Source organism: Corynebacterium sp. HMSC035E02 (genome assembly GCF_001836065.1).
Classification (GTDB): domain Bacteria; phylum Actinomycetota; class Actinomycetes; order Mycobacteriales; family Mycobacteriaceae; genus Corynebacterium; species Corynebacterium hiratae.
The window spans coordinates 97,370-122,277 of the sequence record NZ_KV827376.1 but is presented as its reverse complement, the minus strand read 5'-3'; the positions used below and the strand labels follow the sequence as shown (position 1 = coordinate 122,277).

Annotated in this window: 25 protein-coding genes and 1 tRNA gene; 8 read left to right on the top strand and 18 right to left on the bottom strand. The window is 60.0% G+C overall.

Annotated features, from left to right (window positions below; genetic code table 11):
* Positions 1-49: 49 nt before the first annotated feature.
* Together HMPREF2635_RS11795 and HMPREF2635_RS11790 are read right to left on the bottom strand one after the other, a co-directional pair.
* Positions 50-691, bottom strand: coding sequence for an LGFP repeat-containing protein (locus HMPREF2635_RS11795; RefSeq protein ID WP_070821811.1), 642 nt, complete (start codon positions 689-691; stop codon positions 50-52).
* A 127-nt stretch (positions 692-818) separates the two neighbouring features.
* Positions 819-1,520 carry a LysR family transcriptional regulator substrate-binding protein gene (locus HMPREF2635_RS11790; RefSeq protein ID WP_070510302.1) on the bottom strand — a complete coding sequence of 234 codons (702 nt, stop codon included), beginning with the start codon at positions 1,518-1,520 and terminating at the stop codon, positions 819-821.
* A gap of 98 nt (positions 1,521-1,618) precedes the next feature.
* Between HMPREF2635_RS11790 and HMPREF2635_RS11785 the strand changes: the two genes are divergently transcribed.
* Positions 1,619-1,939, top strand: a complete 321-nt coding sequence (locus HMPREF2635_RS11785; protein ID WP_083299207.1) for a DUF5997 family protein — start codon at positions 1,619-1,621, stop codon at positions 1,937-1,939.
* On the opposite strand, the gene glyA is transcribed toward HMPREF2635_RS11785, so the two are convergent.
* The gene (gene glyA, locus HMPREF2635_RS11780) at positions 1,936-3,237 is read right to left on the bottom strand and encodes a serine hydroxymethyltransferase (RefSeq protein WP_049155515.1); all 1,302 of its coding nucleotides are present in this window, start codon (positions 3,235-3,237) and stop codon (positions 1,936-1,938) included. The two genes, HMPREF2635_RS11785 and glyA, sit on opposite strands and share 4 nt — an antisense overlap.
* 196 nt (positions 3,238-3,433) lie before the next feature.
* Between glyA and coaA the strand changes: the two genes are divergently transcribed.
* Positions 3,434-4,360: a type I pantothenate kinase gene (gene coaA / locus HMPREF2635_RS11775; RefSeq protein ID WP_046648333.1), complete on the top strand. Its 927-nt coding sequence runs from the start codon at positions 3,434-3,436 to the stop codon at positions 4,358-4,360.
* A 14-nt stretch (positions 4,361-4,374) separates the two neighbouring features.
* Here the strand turns inward: coaA and HMPREF2635_RS11770 are convergent, their stop codons facing one another.
* The 3 genes from HMPREF2635_RS11770 to mca are packed head-to-tail and all read right to left on the bottom strand — an operon-like array spanning position 4,375 to position 6,354.
* A complete protein-coding gene (locus HMPREF2635_RS11770) occupies positions 4,375-5,145 on the bottom strand; it encodes an isoprenyl transferase (RefSeq protein ID WP_046648332.1) in 771 nt (256 codons plus the stop codon).
* 21 nt (positions 5,146-5,166) lie between these two features.
* Positions 5,167-5,460, bottom strand: coding sequence for a hypothetical protein (locus HMPREF2635_RS11765; protein ID WP_046648331.1), 294 nt, complete (start codon positions 5,458-5,460; stop codon positions 5,167-5,169).
* Positions 5,461-5,463: 3 nt separating this feature from the next.
* Positions 5,464-6,354, bottom strand: coding sequence for a mycothiol conjugate amidase Mca (mca, locus tag HMPREF2635_RS11760; RefSeq protein WP_070821832.1), 891 nt, complete (start codon positions 6,352-6,354; stop codon positions 5,464-5,466).
* A 92-nt stretch (positions 6,355-6,446) separates the two neighbouring features.
* Between mca and HMPREF2635_RS11755 the strand changes: the two genes are divergently transcribed.
* The 3 genes from HMPREF2635_RS11755 (at position 6,447) to HMPREF2635_RS11745 (ending at position 7,868) form a co-directional block, all read left to right on the top strand.
* Complete coding sequence (locus HMPREF2635_RS11755; RefSeq protein WP_070517585.1) at positions 6,447-6,938, top strand: DUF4307 domain-containing protein; 492 nt, start codon at positions 6,447-6,449, stop codon at positions 6,936-6,938.
* A gap of 117 nt (positions 6,939-7,055) precedes the next feature.
* Positions 7,056-7,577: a transcription elongation factor GreA gene (greA, locus tag HMPREF2635_RS11750; RefSeq protein ID WP_046648329.1), complete on the top strand. Its 522-nt coding sequence runs from the start codon at positions 7,056-7,058 to the stop codon at positions 7,575-7,577.
* A 48-nt stretch (positions 7,578-7,625) separates the two neighbouring features.
* Entirely contained in the window at positions 7,626-7,868 is a 243-nt protein-coding gene (locus HMPREF2635_RS11745) for a hypothetical protein (RefSeq protein WP_046648328.1), read from the top strand.
* A 95-nt stretch (positions 7,869-7,963) separates the two neighbouring features.
* Here the strand turns inward: HMPREF2635_RS11745 and HMPREF2635_RS11740 are convergent, their stop codons facing one another.
* The 3 genes from HMPREF2635_RS11740 to HMPREF2635_RS11735 form a co-directional block, all read right to left on the bottom strand.
* Positions 7,964-9,682 carry a hypothetical protein gene (locus tag HMPREF2635_RS11740; RefSeq protein ID WP_246824889.1) on the bottom strand — a complete coding sequence of 573 codons (1,719 nt, stop codon included), beginning with the start codon at positions 9,680-9,682 and terminating at the stop codon, positions 7,964-7,966.
* A 181-nt stretch (positions 9,683-9,863) separates the two neighbouring features.
* Complete coding sequence (locus tag HMPREF2635_RS13900) at positions 9,864-10,403, bottom strand: DUF3558 family protein (protein ID WP_371326327.1); 540 nt, start codon at positions 10,401-10,403, stop codon at positions 9,864-9,866.
* A 986-nt stretch (positions 10,404-11,389) separates the two neighbouring features.
* Entirely contained in the window at positions 11,390-12,190 is an 801-nt protein-coding gene (locus tag HMPREF2635_RS11735) for a Bax inhibitor-1/YccA family protein (protein WP_046648326.1), read from the bottom strand.
* A gap of 490 nt (positions 12,191-12,680) precedes the next feature.
* On the opposite strand from HMPREF2635_RS11735, the gene HMPREF2635_RS13350 reads away from it, so the two are divergent.
* A complete protein-coding gene (locus HMPREF2635_RS13350) occupies positions 12,681-13,088 on the top strand; it encodes a hypothetical protein (protein ID WP_141756271.1) in 408 nt (135 codons plus the stop codon).
* A 187-nt stretch (positions 13,089-13,275) separates the two neighbouring features.
* Here the strand turns inward: HMPREF2635_RS13350 and HMPREF2635_RS11730 are convergent.
* The 6 genes from HMPREF2635_RS11730 to HMPREF2635_RS11705 all read right to left on the bottom strand — a co-directional run bounded on the left by HMPREF2635_RS11730 (position 13,276) and on the right by HMPREF2635_RS11705 (position 17,957).
* Positions 13,276-13,352, bottom strand: a tRNA-Leu gene (locus tag HMPREF2635_RS11730).
* Positions 13,353-13,457: 105 nt separating this feature from the next.
* Positions 13,458-14,411 (bottom strand): Ppx/GppA phosphatase family protein, encoded by a 954-nt coding sequence (locus HMPREF2635_RS11725; RefSeq protein ID WP_070510312.1) that lies wholly within the window; start codon positions 14,409-14,411, stop codon positions 13,458-13,460.
* A 16-nt stretch (positions 14,412-14,427) separates the two neighbouring features.
* Positions 14,428-14,976: a DUF501 domain-containing protein gene (locus HMPREF2635_RS11720; RefSeq protein ID WP_070546154.1), complete on the bottom strand. Its 549-nt coding sequence runs from the start codon at positions 14,974-14,976 to the stop codon at positions 14,428-14,430.
* Positions 14,977-15,010: 34 nt separating this feature from the next.
* Entirely contained in the window at positions 15,011-15,562 is a 552-nt protein-coding gene (locus HMPREF2635_RS11715; RefSeq protein ID WP_070821810.1) for a septum formation initiator family protein, read from the bottom strand.
* Between the two features lie 182 nt (positions 15,563-15,744).
* Positions 15,745-17,022, bottom strand: coding sequence for a phosphopyruvate hydratase (eno, locus tag HMPREF2635_RS11710; protein ID WP_070821809.1), 1,278 nt, complete (start codon positions 17,020-17,022; stop codon positions 15,745-15,747).
* A 143-nt stretch (positions 17,023-17,165) separates the two neighbouring features.
* A complete protein-coding gene (locus tag HMPREF2635_RS11705) occupies positions 17,166-17,957 on the bottom strand; it encodes a lytic transglycosylase domain-containing protein (RefSeq protein WP_049155526.1) in 792 nt (263 codons plus the stop codon).
* Positions 17,958-18,180: 223 nt separating this feature from the next.
* On the opposite strand from HMPREF2635_RS11705, the gene HMPREF2635_RS11700 reads away from it, so the two are divergent.
* Positions 18,181-18,603, top strand: coding sequence for a hypothetical protein (locus HMPREF2635_RS11700; RefSeq protein ID WP_070517578.1), 423 nt, complete (start codon positions 18,181-18,183; stop codon positions 18,601-18,603).
* Here HMPREF2635_RS11700 and HMPREF2635_RS11695 read toward each other — a convergent pair.
* Complete coding sequence (locus tag HMPREF2635_RS11695; RefSeq protein ID WP_070821808.1) at positions 18,600-19,214, bottom strand: MazG nucleotide pyrophosphohydrolase domain-containing protein; 615 nt, start codon at positions 19,212-19,214, stop codon at positions 18,600-18,602. The two genes, HMPREF2635_RS11700 and HMPREF2635_RS11695, sit on opposite strands and share 4 nt — an antisense overlap.
* 81 nt (positions 19,215-19,295) lie before the next feature.
* Here HMPREF2635_RS11695 and HMPREF2635_RS11690 point away from each other — a divergent pair, with 81 nt between their 5' ends.
* A complete protein-coding gene (locus tag HMPREF2635_RS11690) occupies positions 19,296-20,783 on the top strand; it encodes an amino acid permease (RefSeq protein ID WP_049155530.1) in 1,488 nt (495 codons plus the stop codon).
* Here HMPREF2635_RS11690 and HMPREF2635_RS11685 read toward each other — a convergent pair.
* Together HMPREF2635_RS11685 and mfd are read right to left on the bottom strand one after the other, a co-directional pair.
* On the bottom strand, positions 20,780-21,262 hold the full coding sequence (locus HMPREF2635_RS11685; protein ID WP_070821807.1) for a hypothetical protein: 483 nt from the start codon (positions 21,260-21,262) through the stop codon (positions 20,780-20,782). The genes HMPREF2635_RS11690 and HMPREF2635_RS11685 overlap by 4 nt on opposite strands.
* The gene (mfd, locus tag HMPREF2635_RS11680; protein ID WP_070821830.1) at positions 21,262-24,900 is read right to left on the bottom strand and encodes a transcription-repair coupling factor; all 3,639 of its coding nucleotides are present in this window, start codon (positions 24,898-24,900) and stop codon (positions 21,262-21,264) included. The genes HMPREF2635_RS11685 and mfd overlap by 1 nt, the downstream gene beginning before the upstream one ends.
* Positions 24,901-24,908 lie beyond the last annotated feature (8 nt).

Below are 24,908 nucleotides of genomic sequence, written 5' to 3'. Positions count from 1 at the left end.
TTTACAGTGCGGAGCATTTCTTAGAAAGCTGGCTCTATTGTGAGCCCTCTTAGTTAATGGTGGCCTCGTACTCGCCGGACTCACCCTGCATCCAGGAAATGGTGCCGTTGGCGAATTCCTGTACCCAGCCGTTGCCCTCGGCCTTCTCCGGGGCGGTCGGCAGACCAACCTTGCTGTCCAAGCCGCCTTCCTCGGTCCAGGTCTCAGCGATCTTGCCGATGATCGGCTGGGAGCCATCGTCCTCGCTGAATGCCAGCAGCTTGTCCTTGGCGAAGGTAGCAACGCTACCGGCATCGGTGGACTCGATGGACTCCGGATCGCCCCACTCGGCGGCCTTGTCCTTGATGGCCTGTGCAAAGTCGGCAGGGACCTCTACTTCGCCGTTAGCGGTGGAGACGCTCTCCTTATCGCCCTTGGCACCCTCAGAATCAGCGGAACCCGAATCGGAAGACTCCGCCTCAGAGGAGTCAGCGCCCTCGGAATCGGAAGCCTCAGCGGACTCGGAGTCCTTCATGGAGTCCTTAGCCTCATTAGCAGCGGAACCGGCAGCATCGGTAGCGTCGGACGCGGCGGACTGTGCAGCGTCGCCAGCATCCTTAGCGGCGTCCTCAGCATCGGAGCAGGCAACGACACCCAGGGAAAGGGTCGCAGCGGCGATACCAGCAGCGAAACGACGAGTCATCTTCTTCATTATCTAAACCTTTCTCTTTTGTTGAGCACTGTTCTAAGTACTTTTGTTGAGAACAAAGTCCACCGTAGGCTCGGCCGCGGCCGCCCCGCCACCGATGCACCTATGATTTGACAACAAAGAGCCTTCCTTATCTACGTTTCCGCTGCTGAGACCCCCTATATCTTTTCGATAACGGTTTGGAAATCGAGTCCTTGTGAGACTTTCCTTGCGACTTTCTGCGTGCTTGTTTAGCCTTTGCTTTGTCACGGGCACTGCGCTTCTCAGCAACATTGCGGGAAGAATTCCGCGTCCTTCCCTTCGCCACGCCGACGAAATCCTGAATCTCGTCACCATCGTCTGCTCGGCGCCACACCAAAGCGATCTCCGTGCGCGCAACAGTGGGATCCTCCAGACCTAGAGCCACTACTTGCTTCTTGCTGAGCACCTTCAGCAGAGGTCGAGGTGCGATGGCCACGCCCACGTTGGCTGCCACAACTTGGAGAGCGGTACGCAGGGCAGGGACGTCGACGCTGCCATCCTGCGCAATCCGGTAATTCACGATCTCTTCGGCTACATCCTCCGATGTAATGTCCTCCCCTACCTCGGCGTACACGGAATCCTTCGGAACTGCGATCCCAGGCGCTTCCTCGTACAGCCGAACCACATGAAAGCTGTCATCGACCCGCGGATCTGGCAGGCGGGTCAGAGCAAGGTCAGCTTCCTGGGCAAGAAGAGCCGCCATCGCATCATCGGCGTCGGCGGTCACCAGGGACTCGAGAGAATGCGAGTCACGGTAGCGGCGAAACCATTTACCGGGTTCTGTACCAGTGCAAAAGACAAGGCGGAGCATGCACCTCATACTACGGTGCTGCTAGCGTGGTGAGCGTGACTGATACCCCGAATAATGAAACCCCAGCCAACGAAACCCAGCAGCCTTCCGGTACCGCCATGCGCGCGCAAACCGCAGCTAAAAAGCTGGGCATCTACCTGCCGGCCGCCCCGGAGGAGTTTCAAGCCAATGCAGTAACGCACGCGCAATTGCGCGACTTGCAGGAGAACCCACCGGAGTGGCTGGCCACCCTACGCCGCGAGGGCCCGCACCCGCGCCCGGTGGTGGCACAGAAATTGGGCATTTCCGTGACCGCGCTGAAGAAGAACGAGATGGACCGCCCTCTGACCACCGCAGAAATCAAAGAGCTCCTCAGCGCAATGCCCGAGTGGCTCGAGGCCGCCCGGAAAGCTCACGCTGAGGAGCGCAAGGAAGCTTAGACCAGCTTCCAGTCCTCAAGGCCGTCGTAGAGCGGGAAGTCCGCGGCGACCTTCTCCACGCGGGCGCGCAGCTTGGCGACGTCCGCGTTCTTGCCATTTGCCAGCGCGGTACCGATGACATCCGCCACCTCGGTGAAGGCCGCCGTGTCAAGACCGCGGGTGGCCAGGGCCGGGGTGCCAATGCGCAGGCCGGAGGTGACCATCGGCGGGCGCGGATCGTTCGGAACCGCGTTGCGGTTCACGGTGATGCCCACCTCGTGGAGGAGGTCCTCTGCCTGCTGGCCATCGAGCTCGGAGTTGCGCAGGTCCGCTAGGACGAGGTGCACGTCGGTGCCGCCGGTGAGGACGTCGACGCCCGCCTTGGTGCAATCCTCAGCGGTCAGACGCTCAGCCAGAATGCGAGCGCCCTCCAGGGTGCGCTCCTGGCGCTCCTTGAACTCCTCGGTGGCCGCAATCTTGAGAGCAATAGCCTTCGCCGCGATGACGTGCATGAGCGGACCACCCTGCTGGCCCGGGAAGACGTTGGAATTGATCTTCTTGGCAAAGTCCTGCTTGGCCAAGATAATTCCGGAGCGCGGGCCACCAAGCGTCTTGTGCACGGTGGAGGACACAACATCGGAGTGCGGCACCGGGGAGGGGTGCAGACCGGCGGCCACGAGGCCCGCGAAGTGAGCCATGTCCGTCCACAGGTAGGCGCCGACCTCATCGGCGATGGAGCGGAAGGCCTCAAAGTCGATGGTGCGCGGGTAGGCGGACCAACCAGCAATGATCACCTGCGGCTTCTCAGCCAGAGCCTGCTCGCGGACCTTGTCCATGTCGAGGCGCATGGTCTCCGGGTCAACCTCATACGCGGCAACGTCGTAAAGCTTGCCGGAGAAGTTCAGCTTCATACCGTGGGTCAGGTGGCCGCCATGCGCCAAGGACAGGCCCATGATCTTGTCACCCGGCTGGATCAGCGACGCCAGTACCGCAGCGTTGGCCTGAGCACCGGAGTGCGGCTGGACGTTGGCAAATTCGGCGTCGAAAAGCGCCTTGGCACGATCGCGAGCCAGGTCCTCCACGACATCAACGTGCTCGCAGCCGCCGTAGTAGCGGCGCCCCGGGTAGCCCTCTGCGTACTTGTTGGTGAGAACAGAACCCTGCGCCTGCAGAACGGCGCGGGGGACGAAGTTCTCCGAAGCAATCATCTCGAGGGTATCGCGCTGACGAGCGATCTCACCAGAAATAGCATCGAAGACCTCGGGGTCAAGATCGCGCATCTCCTGGTAGCGCACGTCTGAATTGTTCGTAGTCGTCATGAAAGCGTGGTGTCCCTTCCTACAGATGGTCAAGATAACCAGCGGCGCCCGCTCGCAGCACAACACCACCGGCTTTAGAAATCGCCGAAGCTAGTTCTACATCCTAACGCCCCTATCCCCCGCGCGGGGGCCTCTAAGAATCTTTTCATTCGGGGCAATTGCACGAGGCGCCGGATGCAGTGCGACAATAGTCGGCATGGCGCGAATGACCGATGCGAGCCCGTACCTCGATTTTGACCGCGATACGTGGCGTGCCCTGCGTAAATCCATGCCACAGGTGTTGACGGCCACCGAGGTGGAAAAACTCCGTGGTATTGGTGACCGCATCGATCTCACCGAGGTGGCGGAAGTCTATCTGCCGCTATCCCGTCTCATTCACATGCAGGTGGAGGCCCGCCAGAAACTCACCGCCGCCACCGAGGCCTTTTTGGGTAACCCACCGACGCACGTGCCTTTCGTCATCGGCGTCGCCGGCTCCGTCGCCGTGGGTAAATCGACGACGGCGCGCTTGCTCCAAGTGCTCTTGGAACGCTGGGATTCCCACCCGAAGGTCGACCTCGTCACCACCGATGGTTTCCTCTACCCCACCGCCTACCTCAAAGAGCACGGGCTAATGCAGCGCAAGGGCTATCCGGAGTCTTATGACCGCCGCGCGCTCATGCGATTTGTTACCGACGTTAAATCCGGCAAACCACTGGTTACCGCACCGCTGTATTCGCACGTGTCCTATGACATCGTCCCCGATGAATTCCAAGAGGTCCGGCAACCGGACATCCTCATCCTGGAAGGCCTCAACGTCCTGCAGACCGGGCCAACCCTCATGGTGTCGGATCTCTTTGACTTCTCTGTCTACGTCGATGCCCGCGTGGACGACATTGAGAAGTGGTACATCGACCGCTTCCTCAAGCTCCGGCACACTGCCTTCCGCGAGCCGGGCGCGCACTTCGCTTCCTTCGCGGACATGACGGATGAGGAAGCCTACGCGCAGGCACGTGAGATCTGGCAGTCCATCAACCTGCCCAACCTCATTGAGAATATTTTGCCCACCCGGGTGCGCGCTTCCCTGGTCCTGCGCAAAGGATCACACCATTTGGTGGAACAGGTCAGGATGCGCAAGCTCTAGGCGGCGTCACCCGGCTAGCGCCCAAAGCGGCGCGAGCGCTGAGAATAGTCGCGCAAGGCACGCAGGAAATCCACCCGGCGAAATGCTGGCCAGTAGGTATCCGTGAACCAAATCTCGGAATAGGCTGCCTGCCACAGAAGGAACCCGGACAGCCGCTGTTCACCGGAGGTGCGGATGACGAGGTCGGGATCCGGCAACCCTTTGGTGTAGAGGTTGCCCGTGATGGCCTCCGCAGTGACGTTCTCCGCGATCTCCTCAGCGCTCAGCCCCTTGCGTGCTTCACTACGGATCAAGTTCTGTACGGCATCCACAATTTCTTGGCGCCCGCCGTAGCCCACCGCAATATTGACGATGACACCTTGGTGATCCTCGGTAGCCTCAGCCGCACTCTGCATCTTGGCTGTGACCTGTTCGGGGAGCAGATCTAAGTGCCCGACCAGGCGGATCTGACAATCCAAGTCACCCTGGGAGAGGTGCGTGACGACATCCGAAATGATGTCGAAGAGCAATTGCACTTCTTGCTCGCTGCGCTTCAAGTTTTCCGTCGACAGCAAGTAGATAGTGACGACTTCGATGTCGGTGCCTTGGCACCACGAAATCATCTCACTGATCTTCCGCGCGCCTTGCCGGTGGCCGTGGCTGATATCCGTAAAGCCCGCCTCGCGCGCCCAGCGGCGATTGCCATCCGCCATGATTGCCACGTGGCGTGGTTGCGGTTTGTTTTTAATCTCACGCGTTAGGCGCGCCTCATACAGGGGGTATAGGAGCTGGCTTAGGAACTTCACGGTGGAGAAACGTCCTCTGCGTTAAAAGATGGACTTCTTGCTGTTATCGAGGATGCCGGCTTCCTTCATTGCCGCATCGACCGCCTCATCATCAAAAGGATCGATGCCATGATCCTGCGCGAACATGGTGCGGCGGCGGAAGCGCGAATAGCGGCGGTGAAAGTTCCAGCCTGCAAAAAGGACGGCCACTCCCATGAGAACGAGGATCAGCAAACCAATGGGCGAGGCCTTACCGAACTCCGGTCCCACCGGGCCGCTTTGGCTCCCTTGGGCGAGCAGGGCGACGTCATGCGCCGCGAAGTACAAAGCGTTCATACTTTAAGATTCCCCTACTTCCGGGATTCCCGCAAATAGGTCGTCCTCTGGCAGTGAGGACGAGACACGGGTCTTGGCCAACTCGAACTCCTCCGTTGGCCAATGCTCCTGCTGCACGGCGACGGGCGTAGCGAGGAAAGCACCAGCCGGATCGATTTGGGTGGCGTGCGCGCGCAGGGCGTCCTCCCGGTTTTGGAAGTAATCCGCGCACTCTACCTGCGTGGTCACGCGCGCCATGATGTCACCAAAAGCGGTGTCCCAGCGCGCCAGCATCGGCTCATAGGGGCTAATCTTTCCCTCTTCTACTAGGAGGTCGTGAAAGATCTTCATCCTCTGGTACACGAAACCGTGCGTGTAGTAGAGCTTCTGCGGCTCCCACGGCTCTCCCAATTCTGGGTGGTAGGCGGCATCGCCCGCCTTCTCCCACGCCAACATAGAAGCACGGTAGACCATGAGGTGATCCGGGTGCGGGTAGCCGCCGTTTTCGTCATAAGTAATGATGACCTGGGGGCGGAACTCCCGAATGATCTCCACGAGTTCTTGGGCCACATCATCATCTTCTTTGAGAGCAAAGCAGCCCTCAGGCAGCAGGTCCTTGATATTGGGGGCCAGCGGATCACCCGGAAGGCCTGAGTCCACGTGCCCGAGCCACCGGTGCTGTACTCCCAAGGCGGCGGCGGCCTTCGCCATTTCTTCACGACGAATACTGCCCATGTTCTCGAGGACGCCGGGGCGGTCCATGGCTGGGTTGATGATATCCCCCCGCTCACCGCCGGTGCAGGTCACGACGAGGACTTCCGCTCCCTCCGCGGCATACTTCGCGGTCGTTGCAGCACCCTTCGAGGATTCATCGTCGGGGTGCGCGTGAATAGCCAAAAGGCGCTTTGTACTCACTGGGTGATACATCTCCCTACATCGCTTCTTTAAACAGAGGCCCAGTCTAGTGGATAGTAACTTCGTAGCGACCGTTGGATAGAATCAGACTCATGTCTGACGCCCAACCTGCTTCTCGCTCCGCACGCTCACGGTCTCGCTACGGTTCCTCGTCCTCCTCTGCTCACACGGGGAAATCCTGGACCAATCGGGCCCTAGTCCTGATTTTCCTGGGCATGCTGGTGGCGGCCGTCGTCTTTGGCGTGCAGTACGTGCGCAGCCAACAGAAAATTAACGCGGACATCTCCTATGTCACCCACGAGATTCTTTCCGACGATACCGCCCGCGTGTGGGTAGACATCACCCGCAACCGCGTGGAGGAGCCTGCCTATTGCATCGTGCAGGCTTTTGACTATTCCAAGGCAGAGGTGGGCCGCCGCGAAATTGCCGTGCCGGCTGGCGGCGAAGCCGCCCAGCGCGTCGCCGTGGACATCCCTACCAATCACCCTGCCGTCGCCGGTGGCGTCTACGGCTGCTCCGGAAATATCCCCTCCTACCTCGATATCAGCACCATGGATTCTGCGGGTGAGGCAAACGCCGAGTAAAAGCCCAGCTATGCTAGTATGTTGAGCGTTCTGAATGGGCCGCGCCACCTGCGCTTTTAGGCCCAGTCTTTAACAAATAAAACCGTTCATCAGGAACCGTCAACGGAAGGTTGCACTATGGCTGAGCAGCAGAAGCAGTACATCACCCCGGAAACCAAGGCCAAGCTCGAGGCCGAGCTGCAGGCCCTCATCGACCACCGCCCGGTCGTCGCCGCGGAGATTAATGAGCGCCGCGAGGAGGGTGACCTAAAGGAGAACGCGGGTTACGACGCCGCCCGCGAAATGCAGGACCAGGAAGAGGCCCGCATCAAGCAGATCTCCGAGGTTCTGGCTAACTCCACCACCGAGCGCACCGCCGTCCAGGAAGGCGTCGCCCACATCGGTTCTGTCGTCCACGTCTACTACAACGGTGACAAGGAAGACCGCGAGACCTTCCTTATCGGTACCCGCGCTGCGGCCTCCGATAACAAGGATCTGGAGACCTACTCCGAGCAGTCCCCGCTGGGTGCTGCCCTCCTGGGTGCTGCTGAGGGCGAAACCCGCGAGTACACCGCGCCGAACGGCAAGACCTTGTCGGTGACCGTGGTCTCCGCGGCACCTTATGATTCCGCAAAGGCCGCAACTCCGCGCAAGTCCTAATTTATACTGCTCTTAGGTCATCGTTTTTCTGAGAAAGAGTTTTATCACATGAAGAAGTTCACTCGTTTCGCTGCCGCTGGTCTGGTTGTCTCCGCTGGACTCACCCTGGCTGCTTGCCACCCGCCGAGCGAGCAGGATTCCACTGAGAAGGTCGACACCGGTGCCACCTTCACCGGTGAGGCCCCGGGTGCTGGTGCATCCGAGTCCACCGCAGCAACGGCTGAGACTGAAGCCACGGCTGAGACTGAGGTTGCTCCGGCCGAGTACACCACTGCTCCGGTTCAGCAGTAGGCTCACCGTCAGCTTAAAGCGAAAGCGGCGTCCCGTTATTCGGGCGCCGCTTTTCGCGTTATGAGGTTATGAGAAAATCCCTCACCCGCAGTCCCCTAGTTTTCTTCCCGGGCCCACTCGCCGATGACTCCGGGCAGCACCGCGGGCGCTTCACCGAGGAGATCTCGGCGGTTCGGATCGCGTTCAACCTGCGTGGTGACGGATTTGATCCTCTTTTCGCTTTCACCGCCGCGGGCTGCTCCGCCCACCATGGGCATCATCCGCATACCCGCGCCGCGGGTTTGACCGCCGCTAGCCTTCGCGGCGCCTGCTCCCCCAGCGGCACCTACGACACTATTTGTACCGCCAGCGTTACCAATACCACCGGCGCTGCCGGCGCCAACGCCGCCAACTCCACCAGCGCCACCGATCACTCCGCCTCCGGCCATACTGCCTGCGCTTAGCGACGCCCTTCCGTCCCTCTGCAGTCCACTCCCCGCTACGGCCCCGGGAAGGCCACCGATAACCGGGTGCGTACCCGTCTGCGGTCCGCTGGGCGCAGTACCGAAGCCGCCCAGCCCCGCCGCTGCGGTCGTCGGATTCGCCGACATCTCCGGTAATCGGCCCAGCCCTCGGCCGCCGAGTCCAGCAACGCCCCCAGGCAGCGCGTTGCCGCGGGCATTCGCCAAGCCAACGGCGCCAAGCCCCTGCCCACCGACACCGCTGCCCAGACCTCCTAGCCCGCTCAAACCAGCACCAATGTTCGGCGCGCCAATCTGAGTTGCCGACGTCCCCGGAATACCAGCATGAGACGGGTTCAGTGTTCCTACGCCTGCGCTCGCGGCCGACGTGTTCACGTCCGCCGCACTAACGGGTGCCAACGAATCTCCGAAACCCAACTCGCTGAGGATCGTGCGTCCACGATCATGCAATGCGCTATGAAACTTCGCGATGTCACCAGCATCCATTCCAACGCTTTCAAGCCCCTGGATTTCACCGTCTGCAACGCCGAAGGAACCTGGCCCGACGGCGCCGCTTTCCATCGCCTCAGCAATCTGCTGCGGCCAGGCAACGCCTTCCGTAGTGTAGCGGGATCCATCACCTGCGACCGCGCCGAATTGGGTACTGACATCCCCACCACCGCTGGGTGGTGCCGCATCCATGAGCGCGTGCTGATAGGGCATGGCGGCAATAACCTGCTGTTGAAGCACGCCCTGCATATATCCCAACGCTGCCTGTTCTGCGGCCTCGCGTGCAACGGGATCTGGAATTGCTGCTACCTCGAAGGCCAAGGCGATTGCCTCTGGCTGCACATTCATCAGCTGCGCTTGGAAGCCGAACAGCTTTTGTTGCATCACGTCCGCATTGGCAATGAAGTGTGTGCCCGCCTTCGCAACTTCACGAATCTTCTGGGCCGCTCGCGTGGTGGCTTCGCTATCATTCTCCGCCTCCAAGGACGCGGCCGAGTTCTCCAGCCCCGCAACGATATCGGCGACTTCTCCGCTCAAGGCTCCCCACCGCGCATTCGCTTCCGAGACATCCCAGAAACGGGTGCTGAACAAGTTGGATGCCAGGCCCATGATTGATGCACCGGTGTCAACGATCGGAACCGTAAACCCAAATGGGCTGTATCCCGGATCTGGTTGCGACACGATCGGCATCGCCTCCGCCGCGCCCCCGCCACCGGCGTCTGCGACATCCAGCCCTCTGCTGTTGAGTTCATCCTGTGATTCGAAGCCGGCAAGCTCGGTCTGGAGCGCCTCCCCGAGCCAAGAAACCTGTCCCCTAAACCCCTCCAAGGAATTACGCGCCGACCCCGGGTCGGTTGCCAGCACGCGTTGGTGGATTGCGCCGACTTCGCTTAAGCCAGTAACTGGAGAGAATCCTCCGTCAAGGGGGCTATGTGCCCGCTCCTTAGCAAGAGACAGATTTCGATCAAAGTTATGGATTGCTTCAACTTGTTGATTTAAATTTCCTTGATTAATAATCATCATTCACCCCCGAGCCCCCATCTAATTAGATGACGGCGCGTATTACCCTTTCAACGTTTTTACAGTTGCCCTTTATCGAATTAGCGCTAGACAAATTAGTCCAAGATAATGAGATTGAACCTTCGACTGTCTCCACATACCCCGTACACGTTGCATTCGCGATAAGCGATTCTTCAACCAAGTAGATTACTTCTCCGCCTCCTAGCTCAGCCTCGGTTCCATTAGGAAAAGCGGATCGAATCTCAGTAACCGAGTAATCCCTAGATTCTATGCTCACACTGGCTTTGCTTCCATCACGTTCCAGGGCCTCAAAACGACAAGATCGAAAACCAGTCTCCCGATTGATTTCACCCGTGAAAAGTAGTCCCAAATTTCTAAAAGCAGATTGAGCCTCCGCGGTACATGGATCAAACACCTGGAAGCCAGGCTCCGTACGATCAAATTCACCAAGTGGCGGTAGTACCCCACCGCCCGCACGAGACTCACTGCTTGAAGCTTGAGACTCTCGCACCTTCGTGGCGGTGGCTTCAGCGACCCCCGAGTCCACTGAGCCACCGCCGGACATGTCGCCAGAAAAGTTGCTAAAGCCCCCCGAGTTATTACCATTGTCGCGAGCACTAAGGCCCAGCGGAGCTGCGCAGTTTGAAAGCACCCCTATACAAACCGCCACCAACGCAAGGCCCCCGATTCGCTTCATGGTTTCCCTTCAACCAACTTTTCTGACTATCAGAAGCCTCTCGCCAGAGCCAAGCTCAGCGAACGGCTTCTGCGACCAGAATGCACGAGAATGCGCAATATGTCGCGCCAACCCCACATAGCCCATTTTCAATGGGTTGCAAATAATGATGTATTAGATGCGAGTAATAAAAGGTTCATAAATAGGTGCTGGTCGTCGCCTGTAAGAATTGTGGGTGCGCGCCGTGAGACTCTTGTGCCTGCGCTGCCGATTATGACCATGCAGGTGCCCCCTAATTACAACACTGTTAACATTCGATTGTCGTTTTTCACCCTGCAGGCACGACCCCATCACGCGTTTCGGAAGTAAGTACCAGATTCATCCACGCAAGTGTCCATAAAACCACCTATGACCTTGTATAACTTCCATGGAGAAGGGTGGCAACCAGTCGTAGAAAGTGAATCCAGGCCACACGCCGTACTGCTGCCAAAGTTCACTCCGGAACACCGTGGACGGGATTCTCCATCCGTTTTTCCGACTTGGGTGATCGAACATTTCTCCCAAGACAACGGCATCTTCTCGCCGATTTGCACTTTTTGCAAGGCTTGTTTCTTTCTCTTCGCGCCCCGCCTGGCAAGGTGAGAAATTGCCAATTGAGGCACACAAATAATCGCAAGACCCCTGGCACACGTGTACTAACAATGGGGAAGGCACTCTTCTCATGCCTAGGACATCGCCACCTATCGCGCAGCACTGAGCGCCTTGCTTCCCCACGGGGGTTGTAGTTGCAAGCGAACTGGACATAGAAAACCGGCGGCCGGCACCCAGAAGTCGTTGTGGGTGCCGGCCGCCGGTTCTTAAAGGCGGTGCCGAGGCTAGTCCCTGAAGTAGCTCAGCAGACGGAGAATCTCGGTGTAGAGCCAGACCAGGGTCACAGCCAAGCCGAGAGCGATGCCCCAAGCATACTGAGCCGGAGCGCCCTGGCGGATGAGACGGTCAGCCTGATCGAAGTCCGTCATGAAGGACAGGGACGCCAGCACGATGCAGACGAGGGAGAAGATGATGGCGAGCATGCCGCCATCACGCAGCGGGTTAAAGCCGAAGAAGATGGCACCCAGCAAGTTGCCCAGCGCCATCACAGCCACGCCGGCGATGAGGCCGAACATGATCTTGTTGAACTTCGGGGTGACCTTGACTGCACCGGTCTTGTAGACCATCAGCATGCCGATAAATACGCCAACGGTGCCCATGATGGCCTGGCCGATAAGCGCCATACCATCGGAGTTACCGAAGGATACGCCGGCAAACATGAGCGAGAATCCGCCCACGAAAAGGCCTTCAAACACTGCGTAGATCAACGTCACCGCAGCAGATCCGAACTTCTTACCAAACGTTGAGACCAGAACAGTAACGAAACCGCCCAGCGCACCAACCAAGGTAAGAATCATTGAGATGCCCGGGTTGATCAACTCACCAATAGCGAAGTTGAGTACGGCCATAACGATAATGACGCCCAAGGTGATGCCAGTCTTGGTCACGACATCATCAACCGTCAGCGGACGATCAGCGCTGCGGTTTTCTTGGCTGAATGGATTGTCACTCTGCCCGTAGGGATTACCCTGGGTCTGGCTTTGGCTGGACGAGAGGGAACTCATCACGGGGTTACTAGAACGCACGCGAATCCCGATTCCTTTCACAGTCTTTCTCTAAAAGCAGCCCCGGAGGGGGTGCCGTGTTTGTCATTTCACTGGGATCAACGTGCCCCATTGCTAGGAAGTTCCCAAAAATCCCAAAATTCGCAAAATTGTCCACACGTGCCAACGAAACGTCGGGAAGCACCGCTGCACTGCGGTAGCACACTGTGTCCTTGGCTAAGGACTGTGAGGTCTTCTCCCCGCTCCTCGTCCAAGGACGCTACGAAGAGGCTAGGGTTCTTTTCATTCACTATCACTTCAATGGAAGGCGGCAAGCAGCATGAAGAAATTTAGCCTTGCGGTTGCTGCTATTGCTTTTGCCCTCGGCAGTTGCAGCACCGGGCCCGCACCTGAACCAAGCCCAACGAGTACTAGCAACAACGAAACTGGGCCCGACGAGGCGCCACCAAGCACAAGCCCGTCCAGTACCTCCCCCGCAGACGCCTCCACATCCACGGAACCAGAGTCCCACGTGGAAGAGGCACAACCTGACCCAGAACTTCCCGCATCCGACGCTCCTGTAGCAGTAGAACAAGTACCCGCGGAACCCACCGTCGTGGAATGCCTTGAGGGCACCCCTGGCCCAGCACGATGGTCAGATGGCACAGTCTCTTACTCTCAATGGTGTTTCGACACCCGAGGCGGCGAGCAGTACCTCGAAAATGAGGGCCAGGCCGGACTAGAAGAAACTGAGGAATGCGTCGGCCCGGCGGCAACATGTGGATACGGCACTGCAGATAATGGCGCCCGTAACCCAACCTCGGGCGAAATCCAGACTTACCACGGCTGCCAAGACGGATACATTGATGACCCAGACCTGTGCTCCGCAGTAGAAGATATAGTCCGAGCTGCCGACCCAGACGGCTCCATCTATCAGTAGACAAACCCCGCATCACAACAACCGATCCCGACGCTGAAAGCACGGCCCGAATGCAGGGGCGGTACCGCTAGGGGCTTGTGAGTCAGAGACACAGTTCCAGCAAAACTGTGTTGTCTAGCGATTTTTTAGAGGGTTTTTAGAGGGTTTTCGCTTTTTGCTCCAATTTTTCCAGCATTTCCGCTGGTCATGGTGCCCCCAGTGGGACTCGAACCCACACTGAATCGATTTTAAGTCGACTGCCTCTGCCGATTGGGCTATGGGGGCCAAACCGTGCCCACTTATCTTAGGGCACGGGTGGACACATGCCGAAAATAGGGTCGGCAACCGTAGAACTGTGCCGGTCCGCGGGACGGTACCGGCCTAGTTCGCTTAGTTTGCGACAAGGCCGCTAATGATGCCATCGAGGATGTCCTTCTCACTGATGAAGAAGGAACGAGCATCACTGTTGCGCTCAATCATCGTCATGATGCCCTCCACGGCCACGCAGCCGCCGCCGATGACATCGGCGCGGCCCGGGTGGATGACGGGGTTGAGGGCCCTCACGTCCGAGGACAAACCGATCATCTGCCGGGTGAGTACCCGCAGAGCGTCGAAGCGCAGCTCGGATCCGTGGATGGAGTCAGCATCGTAGCGTTCCATGCCCTGAGCCAGCGCCGAGAGCGTCGTGAAGGTACCGGCGCAGCCGACAAAGGTTTGGGCTTTGTCGATGGGCACGATCTTTTCCACTTCAGCCATGCGTTCAGCGACGTAATCAGTAGCGATCTCAATCTCTGCTTCGGTAGGCGGATCGTTGCGCATCATGCGCTCAGTGAGTCGCACGCACCCCATCTGCGCAGAGTGGGAGCCGAGAATCTCGCCGTCGATTGTCCCGACGACGAACTCCGTCGAACCGCCGCCCAAGTCGATGACGCAGTAGGGCCCCTTCTCAGAGCGCAGGTCCCCCACCGCACCGGTGAAGGACAGCAGTGCTTCCTCCTCCCCGGAAATGATCTCCGCGCGGGCACCCGGCTGGACCTGACCAAGAAGCTCCTCGGTCATATCGAAGAACTCGCGGTGGTTTTTGGCATCACGCGTTGCCGAGGTTGCCACCATCCGCACGCGCTCAACCTTCTCAAATTTCATCTGCTTGACGTATTCTTCGAGGGCTGCACGAGTCCGCGCGAGTGCCTCTGGCTCGAATTCACCGGTGGCGTCGACGCCTTGTCCGAGGCGGACGATCTCCATCGTGCGGGAGATATCCCGAATCTTGCCATCCTCTTGGATCTCACTGATGAGCAGGCGGATGGAGTTGGTTCCGCAGTCGACAGCAGCGACGCGAGTCATAAGGCTAGCCTTTCTCTTAACCGGCGTTAGAAAAATCAAACTGGGTCATATCAATGCCCAGGTCCCCCACGGTGGGCCAATCCTCCGGGATGGCGCTTCCCCGGAGTTTACCGTGTTCTGCAGCCATCGCGACGGCCTCGGTGCCAAAGCGGACCCGGCCCGGGCCTTCTGCCAAGGCATAAGCAATAAGCACGTGGAGGCACTTAACGCGCTCAGGCATGCCGCCACCGGAAAAATCAGTGCCCAAGTCCTCCATGGCATTGCGGGTTTCCAGGTAGTGTTCGTGCGCTGCCTGGTAGTCCTTCTGCAAGTCCTCATCCGCCGCGAGACGCTGCTCCATCCATTTCATGACGTGGGCAACTTCAAGGCGCGATGCCTCAGCGGTCAGGCGCGGATCGGTGAGGTAATAGAGGGTAGGAAACGGAGTGCCGTCGGGAAGCTTAGGCGCCGTCTTAATCACAGCAGGAGCTCCGTCGGGGGTGCGGTAAGCAATGTCCACGACGCCGCGCGGGGTGCGGCCCAATTGTTCGCGGACGACTTCAATATCAGCATCGGTCACGGTCATAGGAACCATTGTGACACGGAGGCGCGGGTGCGTCCTATTCAGCAGGAGCTTCGACTAAGTCTTCCGGCGGGTTCTCCGCTTCCGGTGGGGTTTCAGTGTCCGGTGGGGTCTCAGCATCCTGTGACACCGAATCCCACAGCACCGTGTACCACGCGCGCTCGTCGACGTCCTCGCGGCGTTCCGAGGTCACCGTATCGCCTGAGTCCATCCGCGGATCCATGATGCGGAACGCGGTTTCTCCTTCATCCATCACACCGAAGCGGCGGCGCGCTTCTTGTTTGACGTATTCCTCCGAACGGTATTTATCAATCTCGGTGAGGAGGTTTTCCTTCTGCTCCTGCTTGGCGGCGATGGAGCTTTCCAGGCGCGCTATCTCCGACTGGCCGTGGTAGTAATTGCGCAGCGGAACGGCAATGGATAAGAGGACTACGAGCACGACGGCGATAATGACGCCCACACCCAGAATGTCGAGCCCCTTAGGCTGGGCCGGGCTCTTCTTCGGCTTGGCGCGCTGCGCGTCGCGGGCACGCGTGTGGACCGGAACGGTGTTCCGGCGCTTCGTGCGGGAAGAAGTAGTGCGTGCCATCGGGAAGTCATTGTATCCCGCTACAGCCCAGGTGGTGCGCGGCGCGCGTCGTGTCTCAGAAATAACATGCGTCACAGCGCTATGGAGGCCACCCCGACGAAAAAAGGTGCCACAGTTTCCTGTGACACCTTTCGCTTAGACGCTATCTCAGCGAGTGGCCGGTTCCCGGCTACTCCTAGAAACTAGCCCTGGAAGCGCGGGAATGCGGAGCGGCCGGCGTAGACGGCTGCGTCGCTGAGCTCCTGCTCGATGCGCAGCAGCTGGTTGTACTTGGCCACGCGCTCAGAACGTGCCGGGGCACCGGTCTTGATCTGGCCGCAGTTGAGGGCAACCGCGAGGTCAGCAATGGTGGTGTCCTCGGTCTCGCCGGAACGGTGGGACATCATGGTGCGGTAGCCGTTGCGGTGAGCCAGCTCGACGGCGTCGAAGGTCTCGGTCAGGGTGCCGATCTGGTTAACCTTCACCAGCAGTGCGTTGGCTGCCTTCTTCTCGATGCCCTCCTGGAGGCGGGCCGGGTTGGTGACGAAGAAGTCATCGCCCACGATCTGGACCTTGTCACCGATGGCTTCGGTGAGCTTGGTGTAGCCCTCCCAGTCATCTTCCTGCAGCGGGTCCTCGATGGAGACGATCGGGTAGTTGGCAACGAGATCCTCGTAAACCTTAGCCATCTCCTCAGCGGTGTGCTCGCCGCCCTCGAAGTGGTACTTGCCGTCCTTAAAGAACTCGGAAGAAGCAACGTCGAGTGCCAGGGCGATGTCCTCGCCCGGCTTCAGACCGGCCTTCTTGATTGCGTCAACGATGAGGTCGAGTGCAGCCTTGGTGGACTCGACGGACGGAGCGAAGCCGCCCTCGTCACCCAGACCGGTGGACAGGCCCTTGTCCTTGATGACGTTCTTGAGGGCGTGGTAGACCTCGGTACCCTGACGCAGCGCCTCGGAGAAGGACTCTGCGCCGATCGGAGCAATCATGAACTCCTGGACATCCACGCCGGAATCAGCGTGGGAGCCACCGTTGAGAATATTCATCATCGGAACGGGCAGGACGTGAGCGTTCGGGCCACCGACGTAGCGGTAGAGCGGCAGGCCAGCAGACTCGGCAGCAGCCTTGGCAGCGGCAATGGAGACGCCCAGGATGGCGTTGGCGCCGAGGCGGGACTTGTTATCAGTACCGTCCAGCTTGATGAGGGCCTGGTCGATCAGGCGCTGGTCATCGGCCTCAAAGCCGGCAAGTTCATCAGCAATCTCTTCGTTGACGTTTTCAACTGCCTTGAGAACACCCTTGCCCAAGTAGCGGTCACCCCCGTCACGCAACTCGTGAGCCTCGTGAACACCGGTGGAAGCGCCAGACGGAACGCCGGCCACACCGCGTGCTCCATCGTCGAGGAATACTTCAGCCTCAACGGTGGGGTTGCCGCGGGAATCAAGAATTTCGCGTGCCATTACGTGGATGATGTCAGCCATGCTGCTTTCACTCCTATAGAGCCAAATTGATCTTGGGTTCGTGTTCTGGGAGGGGCTCCCAAACCACCTGCAGCCAATTGTTCCAGAAAACTTCGGAACGTGTCGGGCGGAAACGGACAACGTGATAAAGATCTAGAAAGGCGCTAGGACGTCGCAGGCTGTTCAATGGCATAGGAATTCGCCGCAGCGGCCACTTTACGCAGGTAATCCTCGGATTGGTTGTAATTGAGGATGGCTGAGCGCCAGCCTTCCGGCGTCGAAAGGTCCCTATCCCCGAAACACAACAAGGCGGCAGCACCCAGCGCGGCATCATCGATTTGATTTGGATCGGCTACGCCATCACCGTTGGCGTCGCGACCAAAATGCTCCCACGAAGACGGGATGAATTGCATGGGGCCTACCGCCCGATCAAACTCAGTATCGCCATCAAACACGCCGCCATCGCTGTCCGGAACGTGGGTGGTGTTGTTCGTACCGTCGAGAGGGATACCCACGATGGGCGGCTCGGGGTGACCGTTCTCATCGAGTGAAGAACGGTGGAAGATATTGCCGTTATAGGTCCCGTGACGGGTTTCCACCCAGCCAATCCCGGCGAGGGTATTCCAGCGCAGATTGCAGTTCGGCCACGACTGCCGCGCGATCAATTCGGCGTTGCCATAGGCCCGCAAAGCTTGGGCGGGGATGCTGGTGGCGTCGGCAAGCTGATCAGACCACCACGTCAACTTGTCCGCGGTGCGCCCTGGCGCTTCGACATCAATATTGGGCACCTCTGCCCCACCGACGGGTGGAAGATCCTCCGGAACGGGGGACAGCTGCCGGAACGGGGAAGGCTTATCAAGGAAGGAAAGACTCCACGCCACCAGGGAAATGATCAGAATGATGGCCAAGACAATGCCGAGGCCACAGCCCCCAATCCTCCGTAGCCCCTGTGTCATAAAGGTGAATACTACAGACGGTTTCACGTGTGGGTTAGACCGACACAGAGGGCGCCGCTTGGCGACGAAAGGAACCTAGCTAAGCAAAAATATTTTGAGTAATTATGTCAAAGTATTCCCATGCGTAACATTGTGCGCTACACTGCACCGATGAACGGTCCGCCGCGCCTACGCCGGTCCTGCACGTTCTTTCAACGCCCTTTCTTCAATCTCAAGGAGTTCCATGTTCATCCGCCGTATCGCTGCCACCGCTGCCGCTGTTGTCACCCTGGGTGCTGTCGTGCCCGCCACCGCGTCCGCCGCATCCCTCGAGGAGTTGGGCGGCTTCCTTTCCCAGGGCATCCAGAATGCTGACTGCAACACCCTCCGCAGCACCCTGACGCTGATGGATCAGGCGACCGAGGGCGAGCTGCTCGGCCCGGACACCACCCGCAACCAGCTATCAAAGAACCTCATGGCTCTGGGCAACACCGAGGAACTCGGCCCGCTGGCCCTCGCCGCTGTGAAGTACTCCGGCCAGACCGCTGACCGCGCCCTCGAGTGCAAGATCGTTAAGGAAGACACCATCGTCACCGGCGGCACTGGCCTGTCCTCCACGCTCACCGACTACGCTCCTCTGCTGTCCTCCATCATTCAGAAGGGCTAGTCCTTTTCTCGGGCCTTACCTTCGGCCCACAGGCGCTCCTGCTCCTCTACCTCCACGACGTCCTCCGTGCCGTCAAAAAGGTAGGGCGCGCGGGAGCGCATTTTGTTGACGAAGGACATGGCGACGTCATCGAGGCTAAAAGCTCCGCGGCGCGACGCTATCTCGGCATGGAAAAGGACTTGTAAGAAAACATCACCGAGTTCCTTGAGCAGCTCGGCGTCAGAGGCGCGCTCCCGCACCGCCTCGGCGAACTCCGCGGACTCTTCCTCCAGATACGGCAGCAGGCTCTCATGAGTTTGATCGCGTTCCCACTCCCCGATGCGCCGGGCCCGCGTCATCACCTCGCGCGCCTGCCACATCGGCTCTTCCAGGGAGGGGGCTAGGACGAGCTCCGCATGGGCGTCGATAAGCGCGCGCACCTGCGGGTGGGACGGATCTGTGCTCACCACAACACCGTGGCCTGCCGGATCCTCACCGCACAGGAGCTGGTCGAAATTCCACCGCACCTTCACCGGTACTTCATCGGTAAAAACAACAGGTCCCTGCAGTTTTCCAACGGCCTCTAGAGGGATTAGGGTGGGCCAGCGCGGATCTAACAACAGGACAGTCATAAGCAACGAGTATAGGTCCCGGGTTCCATGAGCTTTCGCTGCAGTTGCACAAAAGCCCGCCTTAAGGGGTATTTTTAACCAATGACCACTTCCAATCTCACCGAATCGCCGCGCACGCACTCCGTGACGCTGTGGACGCTTGTCGCGCTCATCATCGGTTCCACGGTGGGCGCGGGTATCTTCTCTCTCCCGCAAAACATCGCCTCCGTCGCCGGCCCGGGCGCCATGCTCATCGGCTGGCTCATCGCCGGCGTGGGCATGCTCTCCGTCGCCTTCGTCTTCCAAATCCTGGCGCACCGCAAGCCGCACCTCGACTCCGGTGTGTACTCCTATGTCCGCGCCGGCTTAGGTGATTTCATCGGTTTTACCTCCGGTTGGGGCTACTGGCTCGGCTCCGTGATGGCGCAGGTGGGCTACGCCACCTTGTTCTTCAACACCATCGGCCACTACGTCCCCCTCTTTGACGCCGACCACCGCTGGGTTTCCGCCATTGCGGTGTCTTTGCTGTCGTGGGGTATTTTTGCGGTGCTGGCCCGCGGTATTAAGCAGGCGGCCATCATGAACATGGTCACCTCCGTGGCCAAGATCGTGCCCATCCTGGCCTTCATCGTCATCCTCGCTTTCGTGGGATTTAGCTGGGACAAGTTCACCCTGGATATCTGGGGCAAGGCTTCTGATAAGTCCCTCTTTGAGCAGGTGCAGGGAATCATGCTCTTCACCGTGTGGGTCTTCATCGGCGTGGAGGGCGCTTCGGTCTACTCCAAACAGGCTCGCACGCGTGCCGACGTCGGCCGCGCCACCGTCATCGGCTTCATCAGCGTCTTGGCGCTGCTGGTGTCCGTGTCCACGCTGAGCTTCGGCGTCCTTACCCAGGAAGAGCTCGCAGCGCTTCCGGATAACTCGATGGCCTCCGTGCTCACCGCCGCGGTCGGCGAATGGGGCGGCGCGCTCATCTCCCTGGGCCTGTGCCTTTCCGTGCTTGGCGCCTATGTGTCCTGGCAGATGCTGTGCGCGGAACCTATCGTCATGATGGCTGTCGATGGTCTTCTCCCCCGCAAGATCGGCACTGTGAACATCGCCGGCGCGCCCTGGGTTGCGCAGCTGATCTCCACGCTGACGATTCAGCTCTTCGTCATCGTCTTCTTCCTCAACGAGACGTCCTATAACGCGATGGTGCAGCTGGCCACCATCATGTACCTGCTGCCCTACATCTTCTCCTCGCTGTACCTGGTGCTCTTGGCGGTGCGCGGCAAGGGGCTAACCCACCCGCACGCCGGGGTGCGCTTCGACTTGTCTGGCCCGGAGGTGAGCCGCCGCGAGAACCGCCGCCACCTCTACATCGGCCTCGTCGCCTTCATTTATTCCGTCTGGCTCATTTACGCCGCCGACCCGGTCTACGTGCTGCTTGGCGCGCTGGCTGTGGTCCCGAGCATGATCCCTTACGTGGCCACACGCTTGCACAAGAAGGAGCGCGTGTTTAACACCTTCGAATGGTGCGTTGTGGCGCTGGTGATTGTCGGCGCTGTCGCCGCGGTGTGGGGCTTGGGCACTGGGCGCCTCGTTCTCTAGAACACCTCAGGTGCTGAGCGGTGCGAGAGCACCGCGTACGTGATGCAGCTTGCGAGCCACATCACGTGGCCGATGCCGCTGATAACGAGGAGGATGCCGCCGGTGATTGTGGCCGCTTCCTCGTTGCCAAACCACCACGTCGGTACGGTGGCCGGTCCGATGTCTCCAAAATCCGGCAGGTTGGCGTTGCCCAGGATGAAGCCGATGAACACCAGGGCCATGGACACCCACGCCCACTCCAGCTTGCTCTCGTAATCACTGCGGATAAAGAGCGGCAGCAGCCCAAGTAACACCCAGACACCAACCAGGATTACCCCAAACATCATCAACATGAAGGTGAGCCAGCCGCCGTTCTCGCCGCTGAACTTTATGACCAGCGAGACGGGGATGCTGATCAACGCCGCGAACATCCACACCGCCACCATGACGATCCGTTGATTCGCCCGAGGATAGCCAATGCGGTTGTTCGCGGCGTCCATTACTTCTCTCCTACGCTAATGACGTTTTTCTTAGTCTTAGCACCACTGACGTCAACGTGCTCGAGTTCAAACATCGACGCTAGGAAATCCGCCACCCATTGCAGCAGCTCAATGTCACGCAGCTTGGGGTCTGTGACATTCCGTCCTGCCTTGGGGAAGCTGAGCTGGATGGCCTTGGCCGCCGCACGATAATTCGAGCCCGGGTAAAGGCGCTTGAGGCGTACCTGTTTCGAATCCGCCAGCTCCACCGGGTGGACCTTGATGCGCGTGCCCTGCACCGTGATATCGCTGACCCCGGCCCGGCGGGCCTGGTGGCGCAGGCGAGCCACGGCGAGCAGGCGCTCGACCGGCTCCGGAATGGGCCCGTAGCGGTCCTGCATTTCCTCCACCACATGAGCCAGGTCCGCGTTGTCCTTGGAGGCCGCCAGCTTGCGGTAGACCTCCAAACGCAAGCGCTCGGAGTTGATATAGGACTCCGGAATATGGGCATCCACCGGAAGATCGATGCGGATTTCCTTCGGGCCTTCGTCCGTGACCACGGGGGTCTCACCGCGCGCGAGCGCCTTAAAAGTCTCCACCGCCTCACCGACGAGGCGCACGTAAAGATCGAAGCCCACACCGGCGATATGGCCGGACTGCTCGGCACCCAGGACGTTGCCCGCGCCGCGCATCTCAAGGTCCTTCATGGCCACGGCCATGCCCGCGCCCAGATCGTTGTTTTGGGCGATGGTGGCCAGACGGTCATAGGAAGTCTCCGTCAGCGTGGCGCCCTTCGGGTAGAGGAAGTAGGCGTAGCCGCGCTCGCGGGAGCGGCCCACGCGCCCGCGCAGCTGGTGGAGCTGGGACAGACCCATGTGGTGGGCGTTCTCCACAATGAGGGTATTCGCGTTAGCAATATCCAGACCGGTCTCCACGATGGTGGTACATACCAGCACGTCGAATTCGCGGTCCCAGAAACCTTGGACGGTGCGTTCAAGCACGTCCTCGTTCATCTGGCCGTGCGCGACGACGATGCGCGCCTCCGGCACCAGATCCCGCAGCTCGCGGGCTTTCTTCTCGATGTCAGCGACTTTGTTATGGATGAAGAAGACTTGGCCGTCGCGAAGCAGCTCGCGGCGGATGGCCGCTGCCACCTGCTTATCCTCATACGCGCCCACATAGGTCAGGACCGGGTGACGGTCCTCCGGAGGCGTCAAAATCGTAGACATTTCACGGATGCCCGCCATGGACATCTCCAAGGTGCGCGGAATCGGCGTCGCGGACATGGTGAGCACGTCCACGCTGGCCTTGAGCGCCTTGATGTGCTCCTTGTGTTCCACGCCGAAGCGCTGCTCCTCATCCACCACGATGAGGCCCAAGTTCTTCCACTGCACGCCCGTTTGCAGCAGGCGGTGCGTGCCGATGACGATGTCTACGGAACCATCCGCCAAACCGGCCAGAATCTCCTTGGATTCCTTGGTCGAGGTAAAGCGCGAGAGCACCTCGATATCCACCGGGAAGCCCTGCATGCGCTCGCGGAAGGTATCGGCGTGCTGTTGCGCCAACAGGGTTGTGGGCACGAGAACCGCCACCTGCTTACCGTCCTGCACAGCCTTGAAGGCCGCGCGCACCGCCACCTCGGTCTTGCCATAGCCCACATCACCGACGACCACGCGGTCCATCGGCACCGTGGATTCCATATCTTCCTTGACCGCATCGATGGCCAGCATCTGGTCCTCGGTCTCGACGAAGGGGAAATTATCTTCCATCTCCGCCTGCCACGGGGTATCGGGCCCAAATTGGTGGCCGGGGGCCGCTTGGCGCTTGGCATAAAGCTCCACCAGCTCACCGGCGATCTCGCGCACCGCGGCGCGCGCCTTCTTCTTGGTGTTCTTCCAATCCGAGCCGCCCATCTTGGACAGCGTCGGCGCCTCACCGCCGGTGTATTTGCTGAGCAAATCCAGCGAATCCATGGGCACCCACAGCTGGTCGGCCGGCTGGCCGCGCTTGGATGCCGCATATTCCAACACTATGTACTCGCGGCGGGAGGTCTCATCACCGGATTGGACAGTGCGCTCGGCCATCTTGAGGAATTTGCCAATGCCATGGGTTTCATGCACCACGTAATCCCCCTGCTTCAGGGCGAGGGGATCCACTCGGTTGCGGCGCTTTGCTGGGCGACGTTTAGCGCCCGCAATATCACCCACGCGGTTGCCCGTCAGATCGGTTTCCGTAATAACCACGAGCGGCAGCGCTTCAGCATCCTTCAGCTTGCGCACCTTCGGGAACACCAGACCTGCATGGGACAAGGCCTGGTAGAGGGTGACCTCGCCGGGACTCGGCTCCCACCCAGGTGTGGCCACCTTGGTGGGGATGCCCTTCTCCGCGAAACGCTCCACCATACGCTTGATCGCACCCTGCGCAGGGGCAATGAAAGCGGCACGTCCACCAGCGGTGGTGTGCGCCAGAAGCTGTGCCATCATGGCATCGATCTCTTGGATATCTCCGCGCGGGGTGGGGCCGGGTTCAAAGTCGAGCGGCAGGGTCTCCGATTCGGCGGCGGCAAACATCCCCGGCGGGGCAAAAGTCCACAGCGGGGCCTCGATATTCCGGCACGTCGCCTCAAGCGACTCATAGGAGCGGTAACTCGACGCCGAGGTATCCAAGCCCTCGGCAGCCAGCGGACCATCCGCACCCATCGCGGCGGCCTCCCAGCCAGCAGCCAAGAACTCCGCATCGGTGGATTCCAGGTCCGCAATGCGCGTGCGGATCTTTTCCGGTGCCACGAGCACCACGTGCGTCCCCGCCGCAAGGAGTTCGGGGAGGGTGACAAAGGGGCCGTCAGCTAGCACGGCAAGCAAAGCCTCCATACCGTCGGCCGGGATGTGCTCGCCTACCTTGGTCAGCAGTTCTGCCAGCGCCGCGTTGCCACCGAACTTCTGCGCCAGTTCGCGGGCGCGTGCGGCAACCTCATTAGTAATCGGCAGCTCGCGGGCGGGATAGATGGCGACCTCGCCGACCTCAATCTCCGGGATGGCGCGCTGATCGGCCACGGAGAACTGGCGGATATCCGTAATCTCATCGCCCCAGAACTCCACGCGCACCGGGTAATCGGAGGTGGTGGGGAAAACATCGAGGATGCCGCCGCGCGTGGCGTACTCGCCGCGCTTGGCCACCATATCCACGTGCTTGTAGGCGCGAAACTCCAGCTCCGAAAGGATATGTGAGAGCTCGTGCTCATCCTCTTCCTTGAGGAAGATGGGCTCGCGGCCCTCCACCTCGCTCAGGATGGGCTGGCAATACCCGCGGGCAGAGGTCACCACCACTTTGGCTTTGCCCGTCCCCACTAGGTCGAGCACACGCGCGCGCTTGCCGACGATATCCGGGGCCGGCGACAGCCGCTCATGCGGCAACGTCTCCCATGCCGGGAAGTAGACGACCTTATCCCCCAGCATGGCTGCCAGCTCCGCGGTGAGGTCCTCCGCCTCACGCCCGGAGGCAGTCACCACCAGCACCGGCGCGTGGTGCGCCAGCGTTCCAATGGCCCAGGGGCGGGCCTGGTCGATGCCCGTGATGTGCAGCGACGGTGTGCCCACTTGAGTAGCGAGACCTTTGAGTTTCGGATCTGAGGCGGCTACTTTGAGCAGCCCGCCCAGCATCGGCGTTG

Bases quoted from the DNA above. Each gene is read 5' to 3' on its own strand.
- glyA (WP_049155515.1), bottom strand. From the start codon at position 3,237: ATGACGACTACGAACAATTCAGACGTGCGCTACCAGGAGATGCGCGAT.
- HMPREF2635_RS11705 (WP_049155526.1), bottom strand. From the start codon at position 17,957: ATGACACAGGGGCTACGGAGGATTGGGGGCTGTGGCCTCGGCATTGTC.
- HMPREF2635_RS11755 (WP_070517585.1), top strand. From the start codon at position 6,447: ATGTCTGACGCCCAACCTGCTTCTCGCTCCGCACGCTCACGGTCTCGC.
- HMPREF2635_RS11765 (WP_046648331.1), bottom strand. From the start codon at position 5,460: ATGAACGCTTTGTACTTCGCGGCGCATGACGTCGCCCTGCTCGCCCAA.
- greA (WP_046648329.1), top strand. From the start codon at position 7,056: ATGGCTGAGCAGCAGAAGCAGTACATCACCCCGGAAACCAAGGCCAAG.
- HMPREF2635_RS11790 (WP_070510302.1), bottom strand. From the start codon at position 1,520: ATGCTCCGCCTTGTCTTTTGCACTGGTACAGAACCCGGTAAATGGTTT.
- HMPREF2635_RS13900 (WP_371326327.1), bottom strand. From the start codon at position 10,403: ATGTCCGGCGGTGGCTCAGTGGACTCGGGGGTCGCTGAAGCCACCGCC.
- HMPREF2635_RS11700 (WP_070517578.1), top strand. From the start codon at position 18,181: ATGTTCATCCGCCGTATCGCTGCCACCGCTGCCGCTGTTGTCACCCTG.
- HMPREF2635_RS11745 (WP_046648328.1), top strand. From the start codon at position 7,626: ATGAAGAAGTTCACTCGTTTCGCTGCCGCTGGTCTGGTTGTCTCCGCT.
- HMPREF2635_RS11795 (WP_070821811.1), bottom strand. From the start codon at position 691: ATGAAGAAGATGACTCGTCGTTTCGCTGCTGGTATCGCCGCTGCGACC.
- HMPREF2635_RS11785 (WP_083299207.1), top strand. From the start codon at position 1,619: ATGCGCGCGCAAACCGCAGCTAAAAAGCTGGGCATCTACCTGCCGGCC.
- HMPREF2635_RS11720 (WP_070546154.1), bottom strand. From the start codon at position 14,976: ATGACCGTGACCGATGCTGATATTGAAGTCGTCCGCGAACAATTGGGC.
- HMPREF2635_RS11715 (WP_070821810.1), bottom strand. From the start codon at position 15,562: ATGGCACGCACTACTTCTTCCCGCACGAAGCGCCGGAACACCGTTCCG.
- HMPREF2635_RS11725 (WP_070510312.1), bottom strand. From the start codon at position 14,411: ATGACTCGCGTCGCTGCTGTCGACTGCGGAACCAACTCCATCCGCCTG.
- coaA (WP_046648333.1), top strand. From the start codon at position 3,434: ATGGCGCGAATGACCGATGCGAGCCCGTACCTCGATTTTGACCGCGAT.
- eno (WP_070821809.1), bottom strand. From the start codon at position 17,022: ATGGCTGACATCATCCACGTAATGGCACGCGAAATTCTTGATTCCCGC.
- mfd (WP_070821830.1), bottom strand. From the start codon at position 24,900: ATGCTGGGCGGGCTGCTCAAAGTAGCCGCCTCAGATCCGAAACTCAAA.
- HMPREF2635_RS11685 (WP_070821807.1), bottom strand. From the start codon at position 21,262: ATGGACGCCGCGAACAACCGCATTGGCTATCCTCGGGCGAATCAACGG.
- HMPREF2635_RS11690 (WP_049155530.1), top strand. From the start codon at position 19,296: ATGACCACTTCCAATCTCACCGAATCGCCGCGCACGCACTCCGTGACG.
- HMPREF2635_RS11695 (WP_070821808.1), bottom strand. From the start codon at position 19,214: ATGACTGTCCTGTTGTTAGATCCGCGCTGGCCCACCCTAATCCCTCTA.